The sequence below is a fragment of the Kaistella yananensis genome (assembly GCF_026107505.2).
Lineage (GTDB): Bacteria > Bacteroidota > Bacteroidia > Flavobacteriales > Weeksellaceae > Kaistella > Kaistella yananensis.
The window spans coordinates 21,836-37,401 of record NZ_JAPCHZ010000005.1 but is presented as its reverse complement, the minus strand read 5'-3'; the positions used below and the strand labels follow the sequence as shown (position 1 = coordinate 37,401).

The 15,566-nt window shown below is 41.4% G+C and carries 15 protein-coding genes; 6 read left to right on the top strand and 9 right to left on the bottom strand.

Translation table 11 applies throughout. The features are described from left to right. Position 1: 1 nt before the first annotated feature. Positions 2-2,119, bottom strand: a complete 2,118-nt coding sequence (locus OK344_RS09395; protein ID WP_265144868.1) for a type IA DNA topoisomerase — start codon at positions 2,117-2,119, stop codon at positions 2-4. Between the two features lie 380 nt (positions 2,120-2,499). On the opposite strand from OK344_RS09395, the gene OK344_RS09390 reads away from it, so the two are divergent. After that, on the top strand, positions 2,500-3,063 hold the full coding sequence (locus tag OK344_RS09390; RefSeq protein WP_265144546.1) for a YeeE/YedE family protein: 564 nt from the start codon (positions 2,500-2,502) through the stop codon (positions 3,061-3,063). A 64-nt stretch (positions 3,064-3,127) separates the two neighbouring features. Then, positions 3,128-3,574 (top strand): DUF6691 family protein, encoded by a 447-nt coding sequence (locus OK344_RS09385; protein ID WP_407936709.1) that lies wholly within the window; start codon positions 3,128-3,130, stop codon positions 3,572-3,574. A gap of 28 nt (positions 3,575-3,602) precedes the next feature. On the opposite strand, the gene OK344_RS09380 is transcribed toward OK344_RS09385, so the two are convergent. The 7 genes from OK344_RS09380 to ku form a co-directional block, all read right to left on the bottom strand. Then, positions 3,603-3,863, bottom strand: a complete 261-nt coding sequence (locus OK344_RS09380) for a hypothetical protein (protein WP_265144544.1) — start codon at positions 3,861-3,863, stop codon at positions 3,603-3,605. A gap of 33 nt (positions 3,864-3,896) precedes the next feature. Continuing rightward, entirely contained in the window at positions 3,897-5,000 is a 1,104-nt protein-coding gene (locus OK344_RS09375) for a DNA topoisomerase IB (protein WP_265144543.1), read from the bottom strand. 16 nt (positions 5,001-5,016) lie between these two features. After that, positions 5,017-5,874, bottom strand: coding sequence for an SDR family oxidoreductase (locus OK344_RS09370; protein ID WP_265144542.1), 858 nt, complete (start codon positions 5,872-5,874; stop codon positions 5,017-5,019). A gap of 20 nt (positions 5,875-5,894) precedes the next feature. Then, positions 5,895-6,059 (bottom strand): phosphatidate cytidylyltransferase, encoded by a 165-nt coding sequence (locus tag OK344_RS09365; protein ID WP_265144541.1) that lies wholly within the window; start codon positions 6,057-6,059, stop codon positions 5,895-5,897. Between the two features lie 49 nt (positions 6,060-6,108). Next, positions 6,109-6,546 carry a DUF6526 family protein gene (locus OK344_RS09360; RefSeq protein ID WP_265144540.1) on the bottom strand — a complete coding sequence of 146 codons (438 nt, stop codon included), beginning with the start codon at positions 6,544-6,546 and terminating at the stop codon, positions 6,109-6,111. Positions 6,547-6,624: 78 nt separating this feature from the next. After that, positions 6,625-9,168, bottom strand: a complete 2,544-nt coding sequence (gene ligD / locus OK344_RS09355) for a DNA ligase D (protein ID WP_265144539.1) — start codon at positions 9,166-9,168, stop codon at positions 6,625-6,627. 24 nt (positions 9,169-9,192) lie between these two features. Then, complete coding sequence (gene ku, locus OK344_RS09350) at positions 9,193-9,972, bottom strand: non-homologous end joining protein Ku (RefSeq protein ID WP_265144538.1); 780 nt, start codon at positions 9,970-9,972, stop codon at positions 9,193-9,195. 120 nt (positions 9,973-10,092) lie between these two features. Here ku and xth point away from each other — a divergent pair, with 120 nt between their 5' ends. Further along, on the top strand, positions 10,093-10,863 hold the full coding sequence (xth, locus tag OK344_RS09345; protein ID WP_265144537.1) for an exodeoxyribonuclease III: 771 nt from the start codon (positions 10,093-10,095) through the stop codon (positions 10,861-10,863). A gap of 59 nt (positions 10,864-10,922) precedes the next feature. On the opposite strand, the gene OK344_RS09340 is transcribed toward xth, so the two are convergent. Beyond that, entirely contained in the window at positions 10,923-12,473 is a 1,551-nt protein-coding gene (locus OK344_RS09340) for a M20/M25/M40 family metallo-hydrolase (protein ID WP_265144536.1), read from the bottom strand. A 149-nt stretch (positions 12,474-12,622) separates the two neighbouring features. Here OK344_RS09340 and OK344_RS09335 point away from each other — a divergent pair, with 149 nt between their 5' ends. From OK344_RS09335 to OK344_RS09325, 3 genes are all read left to right on the top strand, one after another. Further along, positions 12,623-13,090, top strand: coding sequence for a DUF2147 domain-containing protein (locus OK344_RS09335; protein WP_265144535.1), 468 nt, complete (start codon positions 12,623-12,625; stop codon positions 13,088-13,090). A gap of 25 nt (positions 13,091-13,115) precedes the next feature. Continuing rightward, positions 13,116-13,460 (top strand): phage holin family protein, encoded by a 345-nt coding sequence (locus OK344_RS09330; RefSeq protein WP_088469056.1) that lies wholly within the window; start codon positions 13,116-13,118, stop codon positions 13,458-13,460. 111 nt (positions 13,461-13,571) lie between these two features. Beyond that, positions 13,572-15,566, top strand: coding sequence for a S9 family peptidase (locus OK344_RS09325; RefSeq protein WP_265144534.1), 1,995 nt, complete (start codon positions 13,572-13,574; stop codon positions 15,564-15,566).

The following is a 15,566-nucleotide window of genomic DNA, read 5'->3' as shown; positions in this document are numbered from 1 at the left end:
ATTACTCCGCAGTAAGTTCCAAATCTCCTTGAGCAGAAAGCCGCAGAATGCCTTCTGATAAATGATCAGGATGTTCTGTAAAGCCTTTCAGTTTTGAGGATCTTCCTTTAAGAATGATATCGTGAATCTGTTTCTCGGTCAGTTTCTTTCCGAAGACAACAAATGGCAGTTTGAACCCACAGCCTTTGAAATTAGAACAGCCCACGGCGGTTTTTCCTTTCATAAGTTTACTGGTTTTGCATTTCGGGCAGGTTTCGTCTTCCCAGGAAATTACGGTTGGTTTCCTTGCTGCTTTTTCTTTCTTTTCTTTAAGTTGAACTTCGTCATTGAAAGAAATTATCTTAGGTTTTTCACTGATTACTTTTCTGGTAAGTTCAGTAACCATAGTGATTAATTCGTCTTTAAACTGATTGGCTTCATATTCGCCGCGTTCAATTTTTCTAAGCTTAAATTCCCATTCTCCCGTAAGTTCAGGACTTTTCAGGAGTTCATCTTCAATCGTGTCGATCAGTTCTATACCCGTCGTCGTGGCGAGGATATTTTTCCTTTTCCTTTCAATATATTTGCGTTTGAAGAGCGTTTCGATAATATTTGCACGGGTAGAAGGCCGCCCGATACCGTTATTTTTCATCATTTCCCGCAGCTCTTCATCATCAACCTGTTTTCCGGCAGTTTCCATCGCACGCAGCAGCGTTGCTTCGGTATAAGGCTTGGGCGGACTGGTTTTTCCCTGATGAATTAATGGTTTGTGTGGTCCTTTTTCGCCAACTTTAAATTCCGGAATCGTCTGTTCTTCGTCTTTGTCTTTTTTCTCGGTTTCGTCTTTTTTCTCGAAAGCATATACTTCGCGCCAGCCGTGTTCCAGAATCTGTTTTCCTGACGCTTTGAATGGAATGGTACCTACCTGACCTTCAACCAAAGTATTTGAAATTTTACATTCCGGATAAAACACAGCGATGAAACGCTTGGCAACCAAATCATAGATCAGTTTTTCCTCTTTCGATAAACTTGAAGAAGGCGGGATTTCGGTCGGAATAATCGCGTGGTGGTCTGTTACTTTAGAATCATCGAAAACCGCTTTCGATTTTGGAATCGGTTTTGTGAGCAGTGGTGCGGTAAACTGGGCATAAAAATTCATCGAACGCAGGATTCCCTCAATTTTCGGATGAAGATTTTCAGACAGGTAAGTCGTATCAACTCGCGGATACGTAGTATGTTTTTTCTCGTAAAGACTTTGGATGTATTTCAGCGTATTTTCTGCTGAATAGCCGTATTTTCGGTTGGCTTCAACCTGCAGCGCCGTTAAATCAAAAAGTCTTGGATTTTTTTCTTTTCCTTCTTTAATTTCAAAAGCGATGATTTCGAATTCATGCTGTTTGAGATATTCCAGGCCTTTTTCTGCTTTTTCTTTCGTCTTCAGCCGGTCAATTGCCGCTGCGAAAAGTACATCGCGGTATTTGGTTTTCAGTTCCCAGTATTCTTCGGTTGTAAAAGCGTTGATTTCTTTTTGCCGCTGCACAATCATTGCAAGGGTAGGAGTCTGCACGCGCCCAATAGAAAGAACGCCTTTGTTGCCGCCAAATTTGCGGGTGAAAAGGCGCGTTGCATTAATCCCAAGCAACCAGTCGCCAATCGCGCGGGCATTTCCGGCGAGGTAAAGATTCTGATAGTCCTCGGCAGGTTTCAGGTTGGCAAAACCTTCTTTTATAGCGTCTTCGGTAAGTGAGGAAATCCAGAGCCTTTTCATGGGTTTCCGGCATTTGGCTTTCTGTAGAACCCAACGCTGTATGAGTTCTCCTTCCTGACCGGCATCCCCGCAATTAATGACTTCTTCGCAATCTTCAACTAATTTTTCAATGATTTTAAACTGCTTTTCAACGCCGGGATTCGGAATGAGTTTAATACCGAAATTCTGTGGAATCACAGGCAGAAAGATAAGGTCCCAAGATTTGAAATGCGGGCTGTAATCCTGAGGTTCTTTGAGGGTGCAGAGGTGTCCGAAAGTCCAGGTTACCCAGAATCCATTACCTTCAAAATATCCTTGTTTAGGCAGGTCGGCGCCCAATACTTTGGCAATATCTCTGGCAACACTTGGCTTTTCGGCAATACATAATTTCATCATTCAGCTTCATTTTGAGGACGGATGCAAATTTGCGCTTTTTTTCTGAATAAAGGATTTTAAAGATCGTCACGATTATTTAAAATTTAAATCTAAATACCTGTTTACGGTGAAGACTTTGCTCTGTAACGGTCTCATATAATTTAATTCTTTTTACTCAAATTTAAGGATTTAACATCGGTGTGAATTCATTTAATGTAATTTAACTTTCATTTAAGAAACTCGTGAATAAATTATAGAGTTCCCGACTTTAACAAAACATTTGGGTAAATTTGCAGTTTGAAAAAAAACTGATTTACAGATTTAATCGAATCAATTCCATTGGTTTTGGAAAATCTAACCGGTTTTGCAATAGTATTTAAAACTGAAAATTAAAATTTATGATAGAATTTATGCAGCAGCCTTGGCCGTGGTATATCGCCGGACCATTAATCGGACTTACAGTTCCGGCGCTTCTGATCCTCGGGAACAAAAATTTCGGTATATCTTCTTCGCTCCGGCATATCTGTGCATCGTGCCTGCCGGCAAATATTCCTTTTTTTAAGTACAACTGGAAAAAAGAGGTGTGGAATTTATTTTTTGTGTTCGGAATTTTCCTTGGCGGAATGATTACAGCGCTGTTTTTTACCAATCCGAATCCGGTTGAAGTGCATCCAAATCTGGCTGCAGAATTAAGAGGTTACGGAATTACAGATTTCAGAAATCTTGTACCAGCGGAACTCATGAATTGGGAATCGCTATTTACGCTTCGCGGTGTTGTGATGATGGTGGGCGGTGGATTTCTTGTGGGTTTCGGCACACGCTATGCTGGCGGCTGCACGAGCGGACATTCCATTATGGGAATAGCTAACCTGCAACTCCCGAGTTTAATTGCCACCATCAGTTTTATGCTCGGCGGTTTCCTAATGGCCAATGTGTTACTTCCAATTATTCTTTCACTTTAAAATTAAAAACATGCAAAAAGATATTAATAAAAATGACGATTTGGAAAGGAGGTCTCTGGACAGTATGTGTGTTAACGAAAGCATGCTGGAACACCGCTGGTATCATAATTTAAAGTATCTGCTTCTGGGAATTTTCTTCGGAATTGTCTTTACAAAGGCCGAAGTCATCAGTTGGTTCCGCATTCAGGAAATGTTCCGGCTGCAGTCTTTTCACATGTACGGGATCATTGGAAGTGCGATTTTGGTTGCGATGATTTCAATCTGGTTGATTAAAAAATTCAACATTAAAACAATTTACGGAGAAGAAATCGTTTTTCATAAAAAGGAATTCAATAAAGGGCAGATTTATGGCGGGCTGATCTTTGGTTTTGGATGGGCGGTTACTGGCGCATGCCCGGGTCCGCTGTTTGCACAAATCGGTACCGGTGCTACCGTAATTGTGGTAACACTCGTCAGCGCTATTGCCGGAACATGGGTTTACGGATATTTCAGAGAAAAGTTACCCCATTAATTAAGAGGTAATGTGATTCCAGGATTACTTATTTTTCCAGATTGTCATACAGATGATTTTCGGATAAATAAACGATGAGGCTGGCATCAACCTGATCTTTGTTCATCATGTAAAATTTTTGCGGATCGGTAAAATCTGCTCCTGTGCCGTTGGGTCCAAGGATAATGTTGCGCTGGAATTCGATTCCATTAATTTCAAATGTTACTTCACGTTTCATTACGCCGTTTTCTTCTTGAGACGGACCTAATTTCACGATTGTAATTTCGTTTTCCTGAAGTTCAATTTTCATAATATGTTTTTTTAATGTTGTTGATCATTGCATTTACAGTTTTTCGTTTTCAAGGATTTTCATCACAATGGCTTCCTCTTTTGTGAGTCCTGCTTTTCCGTCATCGATTTCAATCTCATCGAGTTCGTCCAGATACTTTTTAATCGACTTGTTCTCGTAAAGGTTGATGACGAGAGGATGTACATAGTATTTTCGGCAAACGGTCGCCGTATTTCCAAGATTGGCAGCGACCATTTCAAGCGCTTCCTTTACCTTTGATTTGTAGGCAGTGTCGCTTTCTGTTTCGCCGATTTCTTTGAAGGCGATTAGCGCATTTACAGTTCCTGACCAGGTCCGGAAATCTTTTGCGGTAAAATCGTCGCCGCTTATTTCTTTTATATAATCATTCACCATTCCGGAATCTATGGGATGTCTTTTGCCATCTTCGTCGTAATACTGAAAAAGTTCTTTCCCCGGAATGTCTTTACAGTTCTGTACGGCTTTTGCGAGTTTTGCATTTTTAAGGTCGATGTCGTGATAAATGCCTTTTTTTCCTTTGAAGGAAAAATTTATTTTTTGTCCTTTAATGTTAACGTGTTTATCCTTTAATGTGGTAAGACCAAAGGAACCATAAAGTTTTTCATAGACATTATTTCCGATCCTAATATTGGTTCTTTCCATTAAACTCACTACAACGGCCAGTACTTTTCGTTTCTCTAAAGTCTTCAGTGAAAGATCTTTTTCGAGGTTAAGACGTATTTGAGGAAATGCATAGCCAAACTGCAGCATTCTGTAAAATTTCGTATGATTTCGCAGTGCGTTCCAAATTGGATGATAACGGTATTGTTTGCGCTTTTTAGCATCGATGCCGGTTGCCTGAAGATGACCGTTCTGCAGTCCACAAATCCAGACATTCTCCCAGGCAGGCGGAATGGCCAGTTTATTGATGCGCTGGATTTCTTCTTGGTCCTTTATTCTTTCGTCACCGTAATAATACACGTATTTTTTTCCGCGTTTTCTGCGGGTAATTCCGTCTGATTCACGGTCATTCGTATACACCAGACTTACTGCCTTGGCAGATTTTACAGGGTCCTTCATGATTTTTACAATCTTTGAGGGACTAAGTGAGATTACAACATCGCTCTCGGAAGTTTTCATTTGATCATTCAGTTTTTTAACCGTTAACAATTTCACCCCCATTCGGGTGCAATACCTGTCCCGTCATGTACGAGGAATCTTCACTGGCAAGGAAGAGGAAACAAGTCGCTACTTCATTCGGTTCGCCGGCACGCTTCATTGGCGTATCGCTGCCAAATTCGGAAACTGCTTTATTAGAGAGGGTAGAGGCAATTAGCGGTGTCCAGATGGGTCCTGGTGCCACCGCATTTAAACGGATTCCTTTTTGTGCAAGATTTGCGGCAAGACTTCTCGTAAAAGACAGGATTGCGCCTTTGGTTGCAGCATAATCCATCAGGTGATCACTTCCACGGTAGGCCGTAACAGAAGTAGTGTTGATGATGCAGCTGCCTTTCTTCAAGTATTTCATGGCATATTTCGTAAGCCAGAAAACTGAAAAGAAATTGGAATGAAAGGTTTTCATCAGCTGCTCTGTGCTGATGTCTTCAATTTTCTCGGATTCCCAATGAATGCCGGCATTATTGACGAGGATATCAAGTTTACCAAAAGTTTTAACGGTTTCGGTGATTACTTTTTTGCAGTTGTTTTCTCTGCCAAGATCGCCTTTGATGAGGATGCATTTTCTACCCAACTTCTCAATCTCCTTTTTGGTTTCTTTTGCATCGGAAGTTTCACTCAGGTAAGAAATAACAATATCAGCGCCTTCCGCAGCAAAAAGCAGGGCAGTCGCTTTTCCAATGCCACTGTCGCCACCGGTGATGATGGCGGTTTTGCCTGTTAGCTTTCCATTCTGCTGAATAGGTTCACTTTCCGGAAGTGGCGAGAGCTTAGCCTCGAGTCCCGGCTTTTTCTGTTTCTGCAAAGGCCGGATTTTGGTTTTTGATTTCTTCTGCATGATCTGTGGAATTAAGAACGTTATTTTCTACCCCGTCCTAAAAGCCAGAAGATAAGTCCGATTACGACTGCAACAAGAAAAATTCCCCACCACATCCCGGCTTCGAAAATTGTTCCTATCGCATCACATCCCGTAAGGGTAAACATTGCCAGTAAAGCTAAACTGAGTAACATAAATTTTTTCATAACAGTGATTTTTAATGGTTTATATTTAATGTTTATGGAATCGATTGTTCTAAACCCTGTGATAATCCGGACGCCAATCTGTGATTGATTTTTTAATCTCATTACCCGAAACGTCTTTGTTTAGCGCTTCTGCAAGTAACGTTTTAAATTCTTCATCATAAGCAAAACGGAGGGCTGCAATTTGACTGAAACTCAGTTGTTCTGAAACCTCATCAGACCTTTCCCCAAAGATTTCAAAGTACCGCTGTTGAAATTCGAGGCGGATGATTCGGTTCTGATTTCCGAGTGCGTAATGCTGCCTCAACATTACGGTAAGATAAAGGATCAGGAAAATGATTACTGAAAACAGCAGCCAAACCAGCGTGTTTTCGTTATCGGTGAAATATTTCCAGAAGCCGAGTACCTGAAGTCCCGCGAGAATCGGCAGAAAAATAAAATGATGCGGTGCGTAATATTTTTTGTGATTGCTGTAGTTTTGAGTTTTCATAAAATTCTTCTATCAAAAATTTAACCAAAGCCGCCGGAAGCGTATCGATAAGGGAATTTCAGCGTTAAACACTATGTATTATTCCTTTTCCAAAAGTTCCAAAGCTTTAAGCATATCAAAGCCTTTCCCGAGCACCGGTTTAAAAATATCACCTTTCTGTTCAATTCTTTGCAGTGCGTTTTCGATGTTGAAATCGGTAGGTTTTAGCCCGGTTTTTAGTTCGTCCCATTCGATTGGCATTGAAACTGGCGCTCCGTTTTTAGGTCTCAGGCTGTACACGCTTGCAAGGGTTTGGCCGCGTCGGTTTTGGAGGTAATCGAGATAAATTTTTCCTTTGTCGCGTTTCTGAAGGTTGCGTTCCAGAGTGGTGATGTCGGGAATCTCTTTCTGTACCATCTGCATCATCACGTGTGCAAAATCTTTCACCTGCTCGAAAGAATACTTTGCTCCCGCAGGAATGTAAATATGGATTCCGGAACTTCCCGAAGTTTTGCAATATCCTTTTACCTTCGCCTTGTCCATTACTTTTTTTACCGTTTGCGCGGTAAGAATTACGTCTTCAAAAGTATTGTTGTCGGAAGGATCCAGATCCAGCACCAGGTAATCGGGTTTGTCGGTAGTATCTTTCCGGCTGGTCCAAACATTGAGTTCGATGCATCCCAAATTGTTCAGATAAGCCATCGTGGCTTTATCATTACAGAGAATATAGTTGATGTATTTGTCGGTAGATTCGGAAAAAACTTTCTGGGTTTCAATCCAGTCCGGGATTTCGTCGGAGGCATCTTTTTGGTAAAAACTCATGCCTTCAATACCATTCGGGAAACGGTTCATCGATTGTGGACGGTCTTTCAAATGAGGCAAAATATATTTTGAAATGCTCTGGTAGTAAGCAATAACGTCGCCTTTTGTTACTCCGTCCTTTGGAAAATAAATTTTACTCTGGTTGGTAAGTTTCACTTCCTGCTTCCCGAATTTCTGCAGTTGATCAGTATCTCTTTTCATTGTTGTTTTTTTTAAAGGTTTCGGTTCCGGGATATTGGTTTTTTCATCTTTTTTAAAGTTCAGATCTTTTGGATTTAAATCTTCCCTTAAACGCAGAAAAACAGGATGACGGAAGATGTGATCACTGGTGATTTCCGTAAATTTAATTTCAGCAATGAGTTCAGGTTTCAGCCAGGTAGCTTTATCATTAGTTTTCGGAATTTTTTTGAAAGGAGATTCCGCTACAATCAGAGGTTTCATTTTATCGTAAAGTTCTACCAGCATTTTGTCACTGAAACCCGTTCCGGTATGGCCGCAGAAAATAAGTTCATTCCCATGATACCGTACCAAAATAAGCGACCCGAATTTTTTGCGGCTGCCTTTGGGTGCGGTAAATCCACAAATCAGGACTTCTTCGGTTTGTTGCCTTTTAATCTTCAGCCAGTCGCCGTTTCGTGTGCCGCGGCTGTAAGTGCTGTCGGTTTTTTTAGCGATCATTCCTTCGAGTCCTAATTTTTCTATCTGCATGAAAAATGCTTCTCCTTTTTCAAGAATATGGTCGTGGTATTTGATATGTTCAGTTTCTACCAAAGCGTCTTTCAGAAGTTCTTTCCGCTGAAGAAGACTAAGGTTTTCAGTCGAGTGGCCATTCAGCCACAGAAGATCGAAAACCTGGTAAATTATATTAAGATTGGGATTTTCGCCAATGCGCTGCAGCCACTGGAAATTCGGTTTTCCTTCGTTGTCATAAGCAACAAGTTCTCCGTCAAGAATCATTTCGTGCTCCTGAAATTTCAGTGAATTGCTGATTTTTTTGAATTTTTCTGCGTAGGAAAGTCCGTTCCGTGAATAGAGTTGAATGTCTTTTCTGAGATCTGCAATAGCCCTGTAGCCGTCCCACTTTATTTCAAACGCCCACTCCGGCGAGCTGAAAGGTTTTGCCGAAGTTCCAGCAAGCATGGGAGTAATGAATTTGGTGAGTTTTCTTTCCCCTGAAAGAGCAGGAGCATGGTTTCTATAAGACTTCATCTCAGGAGCAGATGACTTGCTTACTTTACTGCTTTTTTTTTTCGACTGAAGATAGGCACTTACTTTTGAATCCGGATCAGTATTTTCTTCGGCATCATAATGATCAACAGAAAACTGGTCTCTGTGTTTAATCAGCAGCCAGGGATCGCCACTTTCGGCGTTTTTTATTTTTACAAGCGCAAACTCGCCTTTCAGTTTTTTTCCGGAGAGTACAAATTTCATCGATCCGGTGTGGAGTTCGTGCTGCATGATGAGATCATCGGTCTTTCCTTTCACTTTTTCCAACGGCTCATACGTGCCTTCATCCCAGATTTCGACTTCGCCGGCGCCGTAATTTCCATCCGGAATAGAGCCCTCAAACGTTCTGTAAGCAAAAGGATGGTCTTCAACCATCATCGCAAGGCGCTTGTCTTCTGGATTGAGTGATGGACCTTTGGGAATGGCCCAGCTTTTCAGCACTCCATCCATTTCCAGCCGGAAGTCATAATGCAGCCTGCTCGCTGCATGCCGCTGAATCACAAATTTCAGTTTGCCTTTTCCAACCGCGGCTTTGCCCTCGGGTTCGGCAGTCTGCTTGAAATCTCTTTTTTTATTGTATTCCTCAAGTGGCATGATAGAGATGAATTAAGTTTAAACTTAACCGACTTTTACTTTCCCGGCTTCCAGACTGGCTTTCAGCTGAGCCATAAGATCGGTGGCTTTCGCGCTGACTTCTTCTTTGGTTTCTACCTTTTTCACTTTACCCTTTGCCTTTGCTTTAATGATTTTCATCAAATCATCATTGTAGGTATTTTTATATTTTTCAGGATCGAATTTTGTCGCACGCTGTTTTATGAGGGATTCTGCCATCTCCAGTTCTTCGGCTTTGGGATTTTTGGCATTTGGGATTTTCAGATCTTCAAAACTTCTCAATTCTTCCGGATAACGCATTCTATTAACCATCAAAATTTTGTCTTGGTAAGGACGTATAAGACATAATATTTCTTTTTCTCTCAGGATAAAAGTCCCGATACCGGCCATTTTGGTTTTTAAAAGTGCCTTCAGCAATAATTTGTAAGCCTCTTCACCATTTTTTTGTGGTTCCAGAAAATAGGAAGTTTCAAAATAAGCACTGTCGATTTCGTTGATGTCGACAAACTGTTTGATGTTCAGGATTTTTGATTTCTCAGGATTTACTTCATCGAAATCTTCCTGAGTGAGAACTACGTAACGGTCTTCAAGTTTATAACCTTTTACAATATTTTCCCATTTCACTTCTTTGCCGGTATTGGCATTTACTCTTTTGAAATTGATGTTTGAAAGGTCGTCTTTATCCAGCATATCCAAATCCAGATTGCTTTCTTCGGTTGCTGAATATAATTTAATCGGGATATTTACAAGGCCAAAACCGATGGCGCCGTTCCATATTGCTCTCATAATTTGATTTTTGTGATGGGTTTAGTCAGATATCAAAAACTGCACCTTTCAAGATCAAAGTATTGCATGAAGCAGAAATCGTTTGCCCGGTTTTTGTATTGAATTTTAAAAATTTAATTCATGAAAATCGCAACTTATAATGTAAATGGCGTGAACGGACGGCTTCCCGTACTTTTGAAATGGTTGAAGGAAGAAAAACCCGATGTGGTCTGTCTGCAGGAGCTTAAGGCGCCACAGGACAAATTTCCTGAAGCAGAAATCCTCGAAGCCGGTTACAAGTCAGTCTGGTTAGGGCAGAAAAGCTGGAATGGAGTAGCAGTGCTTTCGAAAAAATCGGAACCCATAATATCACGTAAATCTCTGCCCGGTGACGATAGCGACGAAGCGAGCCGGTATTTGGAGGTGAAAATCGATGATTTGATTATCTGCTGTATTTACCTCCCGAACGGAAATCCTGTTCCGGGACCTAAATTCGATTATAAAATGCAGTGGTTCGAGCGGCTTCAGGCTCATGCCGAAATGCTCATAACCTCCAGAAAAAAAGTTTTGCTGATTGGTGATTTTAACGTGATGCCTACAGAAAAAGACGTTTACAAACCTGAAAAGTTTGCGAAAGATGCGCTCTTCTTACCCGAAGTACGTGATGCCTTCCATGATTTGATTGGACAAGGCTGGACTGATGCGCTGCGTCATCTGCATCCAGACGAAACAATATATACCTTTTGGGATTACTTCCGAAATGCTTATCAGAGAAATGCCGGTTTGCGAATCGACCACTTCCTGCTGTCGCCGGAAGTTCTTCCCCAACTCAAGAAAGCGGGTGTGGACAAAGAGGTGCGCGGTTGGGAAAAATCCAGTGACCATGCGCCGGTTTGGATAGAATTGGAATGAAAATAAAAAGCCGCCGCGGTGAAACCGCGGCGGCAAAACTGTAAAATAAAACACAAAGTTTAATCTAAACCGCCTTTTCTTGTCGGTTCCTTTACTTCTGGCCAGGCCATTCGTTCGCCTGTTCTTTGGTTTACCGGAAGTTTAATTTTTTCCGCAGAAGCTTTCTCAGGATCTTCGCTTGCCATGTAAGTCATTATGGCGATTAACGCGACGTTGCTTTTTACATCATCAAAAACAATTTTATCATACGTGTCGCGGTTGGTGTGCCAGGTATAGTTTCCGTAGCTCCAGTTCAGTGAGCCCAACATGAATGCCGGAACTCCTGCTGCCACAAAAGACGCATGGTCGGATCCGCCACCGCCAGGTGTTCCTGGGAAAGTGGTTTTTATATCTTTAGTGAGTTCTCTGGGTACCGCAGCAAGCCATCTTCCCAAGTAATCATAAGAATTCAGGAATCCTTGTCCGCTGATGTTCGCAATACGGCCCGTTCCGTTATCCTGATTAAAAACCGCCTGTATTTTCGGCATCTGTTCTTTGTGCGCAGATACATAACCGCGTGATCCGTTAAGTCCCTGTTCTTCACTTCCCCAAAGTCCTACAATGATTGTTCTTTTGGGATTAGGATAAAGTTTTTTCAGGATTCTGGCAACTTCCATCATGGTAATGGTTCCTGTTCCGTTGTCGGTTGCACCGGTTCCGCCATCCCAGGAATCCAAGTGTGCGGATAAAATGATGTATTCATCAGGTTTTTCAGAACCTTTGATTTCTGCAACGGTATTGAAGGTTGGAGCCATTCCTTTGTCTTTAGAATTGGCTGTAATTTTCAGTTTTGGAGTGGTGCCGTTTTTCAGCATTCTGTAGAGTTGTCCGTAATCTTCCAAAGAAACGTCCATCACCGGGATTTTTTTTGTTCCTGCAGAAAATATTTTGTTTACACCGAATCCGCGAGACCAGTTGGAAGAAATAATTCCGGCTGCACCGGCTGCTTCAAGCTTTGCATTTAAAGTTCTGCTGGTTTCTCCGGTTACTTTTATTGAATTCTGCCACGCTTCAGAAGCTGCTTTGGATTCATTCTGCATTTTTTCGAAAGATTCCGGTGTTGCAAATTCCTTCCAGTTATACTCCGGTCTTCCGGATGGCTGATATTGAGAAACCATTACCAGTTTTCCTTTCACAGAAGAAAGCCATTTGGTAAAATCTTCTTTACTGCTAAAGGTTGGCAACATTACAACATCTGCAGTTAATCCTTTAGACGGTGTCGCAGGGCTGAAGGCAAGCTGCATTCCTTCCAAAGATTTAACATAAGGAAATACCATTTCAATAGAAGAAGTTCCCCGTTCCCAGGATTTCCATTCGCCCCACTGTTCGTTGCGGGCATCGATTCCCCAACTTTTGAATTTGCTTACTGCCCAGTCGTGCGACTGCTGCATTTTGGGACTCCCTACAAGACGTGGACCTATCCCGTCGAGCAATTCGTAAGCGAGCTTTTCGAGCTGGGAATTGTTGTAGGTTTCATCCATAATAGATTTGGTCATCTGGTCCTGCGTCTGGGCATTTAACCCCACCGAAAACACGGTTGAAAGCATTAAAACTTTAGCGTAGTTCTTCATTATATATAAGTTTTGGTGATGAAGATAATAAAAATTGGTAAAGTAAAAAAACTTGTTGATGAGCTCAAACCGCAGCAGAATAGGATTTTCCTAAAATTCAATATCAAATTTGATTGTCTGAATGGCAAAATACTTGTATAAGGATTAACATGCTTATAAAAAATCTCACTTTAATCCTTTATTTTTGTTTTTTTAATCTCGGTGCCCAATCCAAATCGGATGCGGTGCTTGGAAAATGGCTGGCAACCGACCAAAGCGTGGCAGTGGAAGTCTATAAACAAAGCGGCCAGTATAGAGCCAAAGTGATCTGGTTTGATGAAAAGTTAGGAACTGGCAAACCAATGCATACCCGCACCGATTTCGAAAATCCTGATCCTAAACTCAGAAATCGGAAGATTCTGGGAATGGAAGTGCTGGAAGGACTGGTCTATAATCCGAAAAAGAATGAGTGGGAACATGGAAAAATTTACGATGCGAGTTCCGGCCGGTTTTGGGATTCTGCTGCGCATATAACAGAGCAGGGGTTGCTGAAAGTAAGAGGTTACTGGAAATTCAAATGGATTGGAAAATCGCTTACCTTTAAACGGACAAATCACGCAATGCTAAGCAAATTATAAATTTTTAAACTATAAACTATAAACTATGAATTTAATTATCAGACTTCTTGTAACGGCGGTTGTCGCTTTTTTTCTTACCAAGATTTTATCGGGGGTTCATTTCGACGGTTTTTCCACGGCCATTGTTTTCGCAATCGTTCTGGGAATTTTAAACCTGATCGTTTCACCAGTGTTAAAAATACTGGGATTACCGCTTACCATTCTTACTTTGGGGCTTTTTTCTTTAGTGATTAACGCTTTGGTTATCCTCATTGCTGATTATTTTATTGACGGAATGACAATCGATGGCTTTTGGTGGGCATTCATCTTCAGTATCGCGCTTTCACTTATCACTTCTTTGGTGAATGGGATTTTCACATCTTCTGACTAAATAAGATTTAAATAATTCAAAGAAAAAATCGCCAACTCCTTGCTGGTGATTTTTTCTATATTTGTAGCTACAGTTGCAGTCCGCAGCTGTAAGGATTGAAATTAATTTTTTATGAAGCTAAAACATACCTTAATCGCAGTAGCTGCGCCATTTCTTATGAATGCACAAAATGTGATGACGCCCGAACTCCTCTGGACTTTAAATAAAATCGGCGTATCTGCAGTATCACCCGATCAGTCTTCCCTCATTTACACCGTAGGAAAAACAGACCTTAAAACTGAAAAAAACAACAAGAAAACTTATTTCCTCAACATTAAAAACGCTGAAGCTACCAGCCTGGATTTGGGAAAAAAAGCCTTGATACAATGGGATAAAAACGGACTTTACGCACAGGAAAAAGATATTATTTATCTTTCAAAAGATGCCGGAAAAACCTGGGCAGAATTTTATACCATCGGAGAAGTTGACAATATCGTAATTTCACCAGACGGGAAGAAAATTGCCTTCAGCAAACAAGTGTTGGTTGAAAAAGTTTTAGGAAAAGATAAATATACCGACGTGCCGAAAACGACAGCACATATCTACACCGACCTGAACCACCGTCATTGGGATTATTTTAATGAAGGAAAATACAATCATGTTTTTGTGGTGAATGTTTCCGAAAAAGTTGAAAATGCCAAAGATTTACTGGAAGGTAAAATGTGGGATTCGCCACAGCGGCCTTTCGGTGGAGCAGAAGATTTTGTATGGAGCCCGGATTCCACACAGCTTCTGTATGTTACCAAACCTTTGAGCGGGGCAGAATATGCGCAGTCTACCAATACCGATATTTTTGCATACCATCTTAATTCCGGTACCACAAAGAATCTTACTGAAAGCAACAAAGGATATGATGTTGCTCCGAAATTTTCACCAGACGGAAAAACTTTACTCTGGATGTCGATGGAAAGAGACGGCTACGAAGCTGATAAAAACGACATCAAAATCATGGACTGGAAATCTCACGAAGTGCGCAATCTGACAAAAGATTGGGATGAAAGCGTGGTGGGCGATGTTTTCTGGACTCAGGATTCCAAAACGCTGTATTTTACCACGGCATTTAGAGGAACAAAACAATTGTTTTCCTTAAGCCCGAAAACCGCGAAGATTCAGCAAATAACACAAGGTGATTTTGATGTAACTTCCATTTACGCGCAAAATAAAAATACGCTTTTGGTTGGCAGAACCGATATGAACCATAATGCGGATTTGTTTTCGGTGGATCTGAAAAAAGGAACCATGACTCAGGTCACTGAAGTCAATAAGCAGAATTACGCTAAAATCACGCCTTCTAAAACGGAACTTAAAATGGTGAAAACTACCGACGGGAAGGAAATGGGCGTATGGTTTGTGTATCCACCGGATTTCGATCCCAATAAAAAATATCCTACACTTTTATACTGTCAGGGCGGTCCACAATCTGCGCTTACACAGTTTTTCAGCACAAGATGGAGCCCTGCTCTGATGGCGGCCAACGGCTATATCGTAGTAGCGCCAAACCGTCGCGGAATGCCGGGTTGGGGAACAAAATGGAACGAAGAAATTTCTAAAGACTGGGGCGGACAGGTAATGAAAGATTATCTTGCAGCGACAGATTATGCCAAAACATTGCCTTACGTGGATAACGACAGAATGGGTGCTGTAGGTGCGAGTTATGGTGGATACAGCGTATTTATGCTGGCCGGAATTCACGACAACCGTTTCAAAACTTTTATTGCACACGACGGACTTTTCGATATGAAATCCTGGTACGGAACTACTGAGGAACTCTTCTTTGCCAACTGGGACTTAGGCAAACCAACAGATTTGCCGATGCCAAAAGCCTATACAGAATTTAATCCTTCAAATTTTGTTGACAAATGGAACAAGCCCATCATGATCATACAGGGTGGACTCGATTTCCGGGTAGGATATGAGCAAGGTCAGCAGGCTTTTCAGGCAGCTAAACTTCACGGTCTGAAATCAAAATTCCTTTATTTCCCGAACGAAAACCATTGGGTTCTGAATCCGCACAACGGGTTGGTTTGGCAGAGAGAATTTTTCGAATGGCTGAAAGAAACGCTTTAA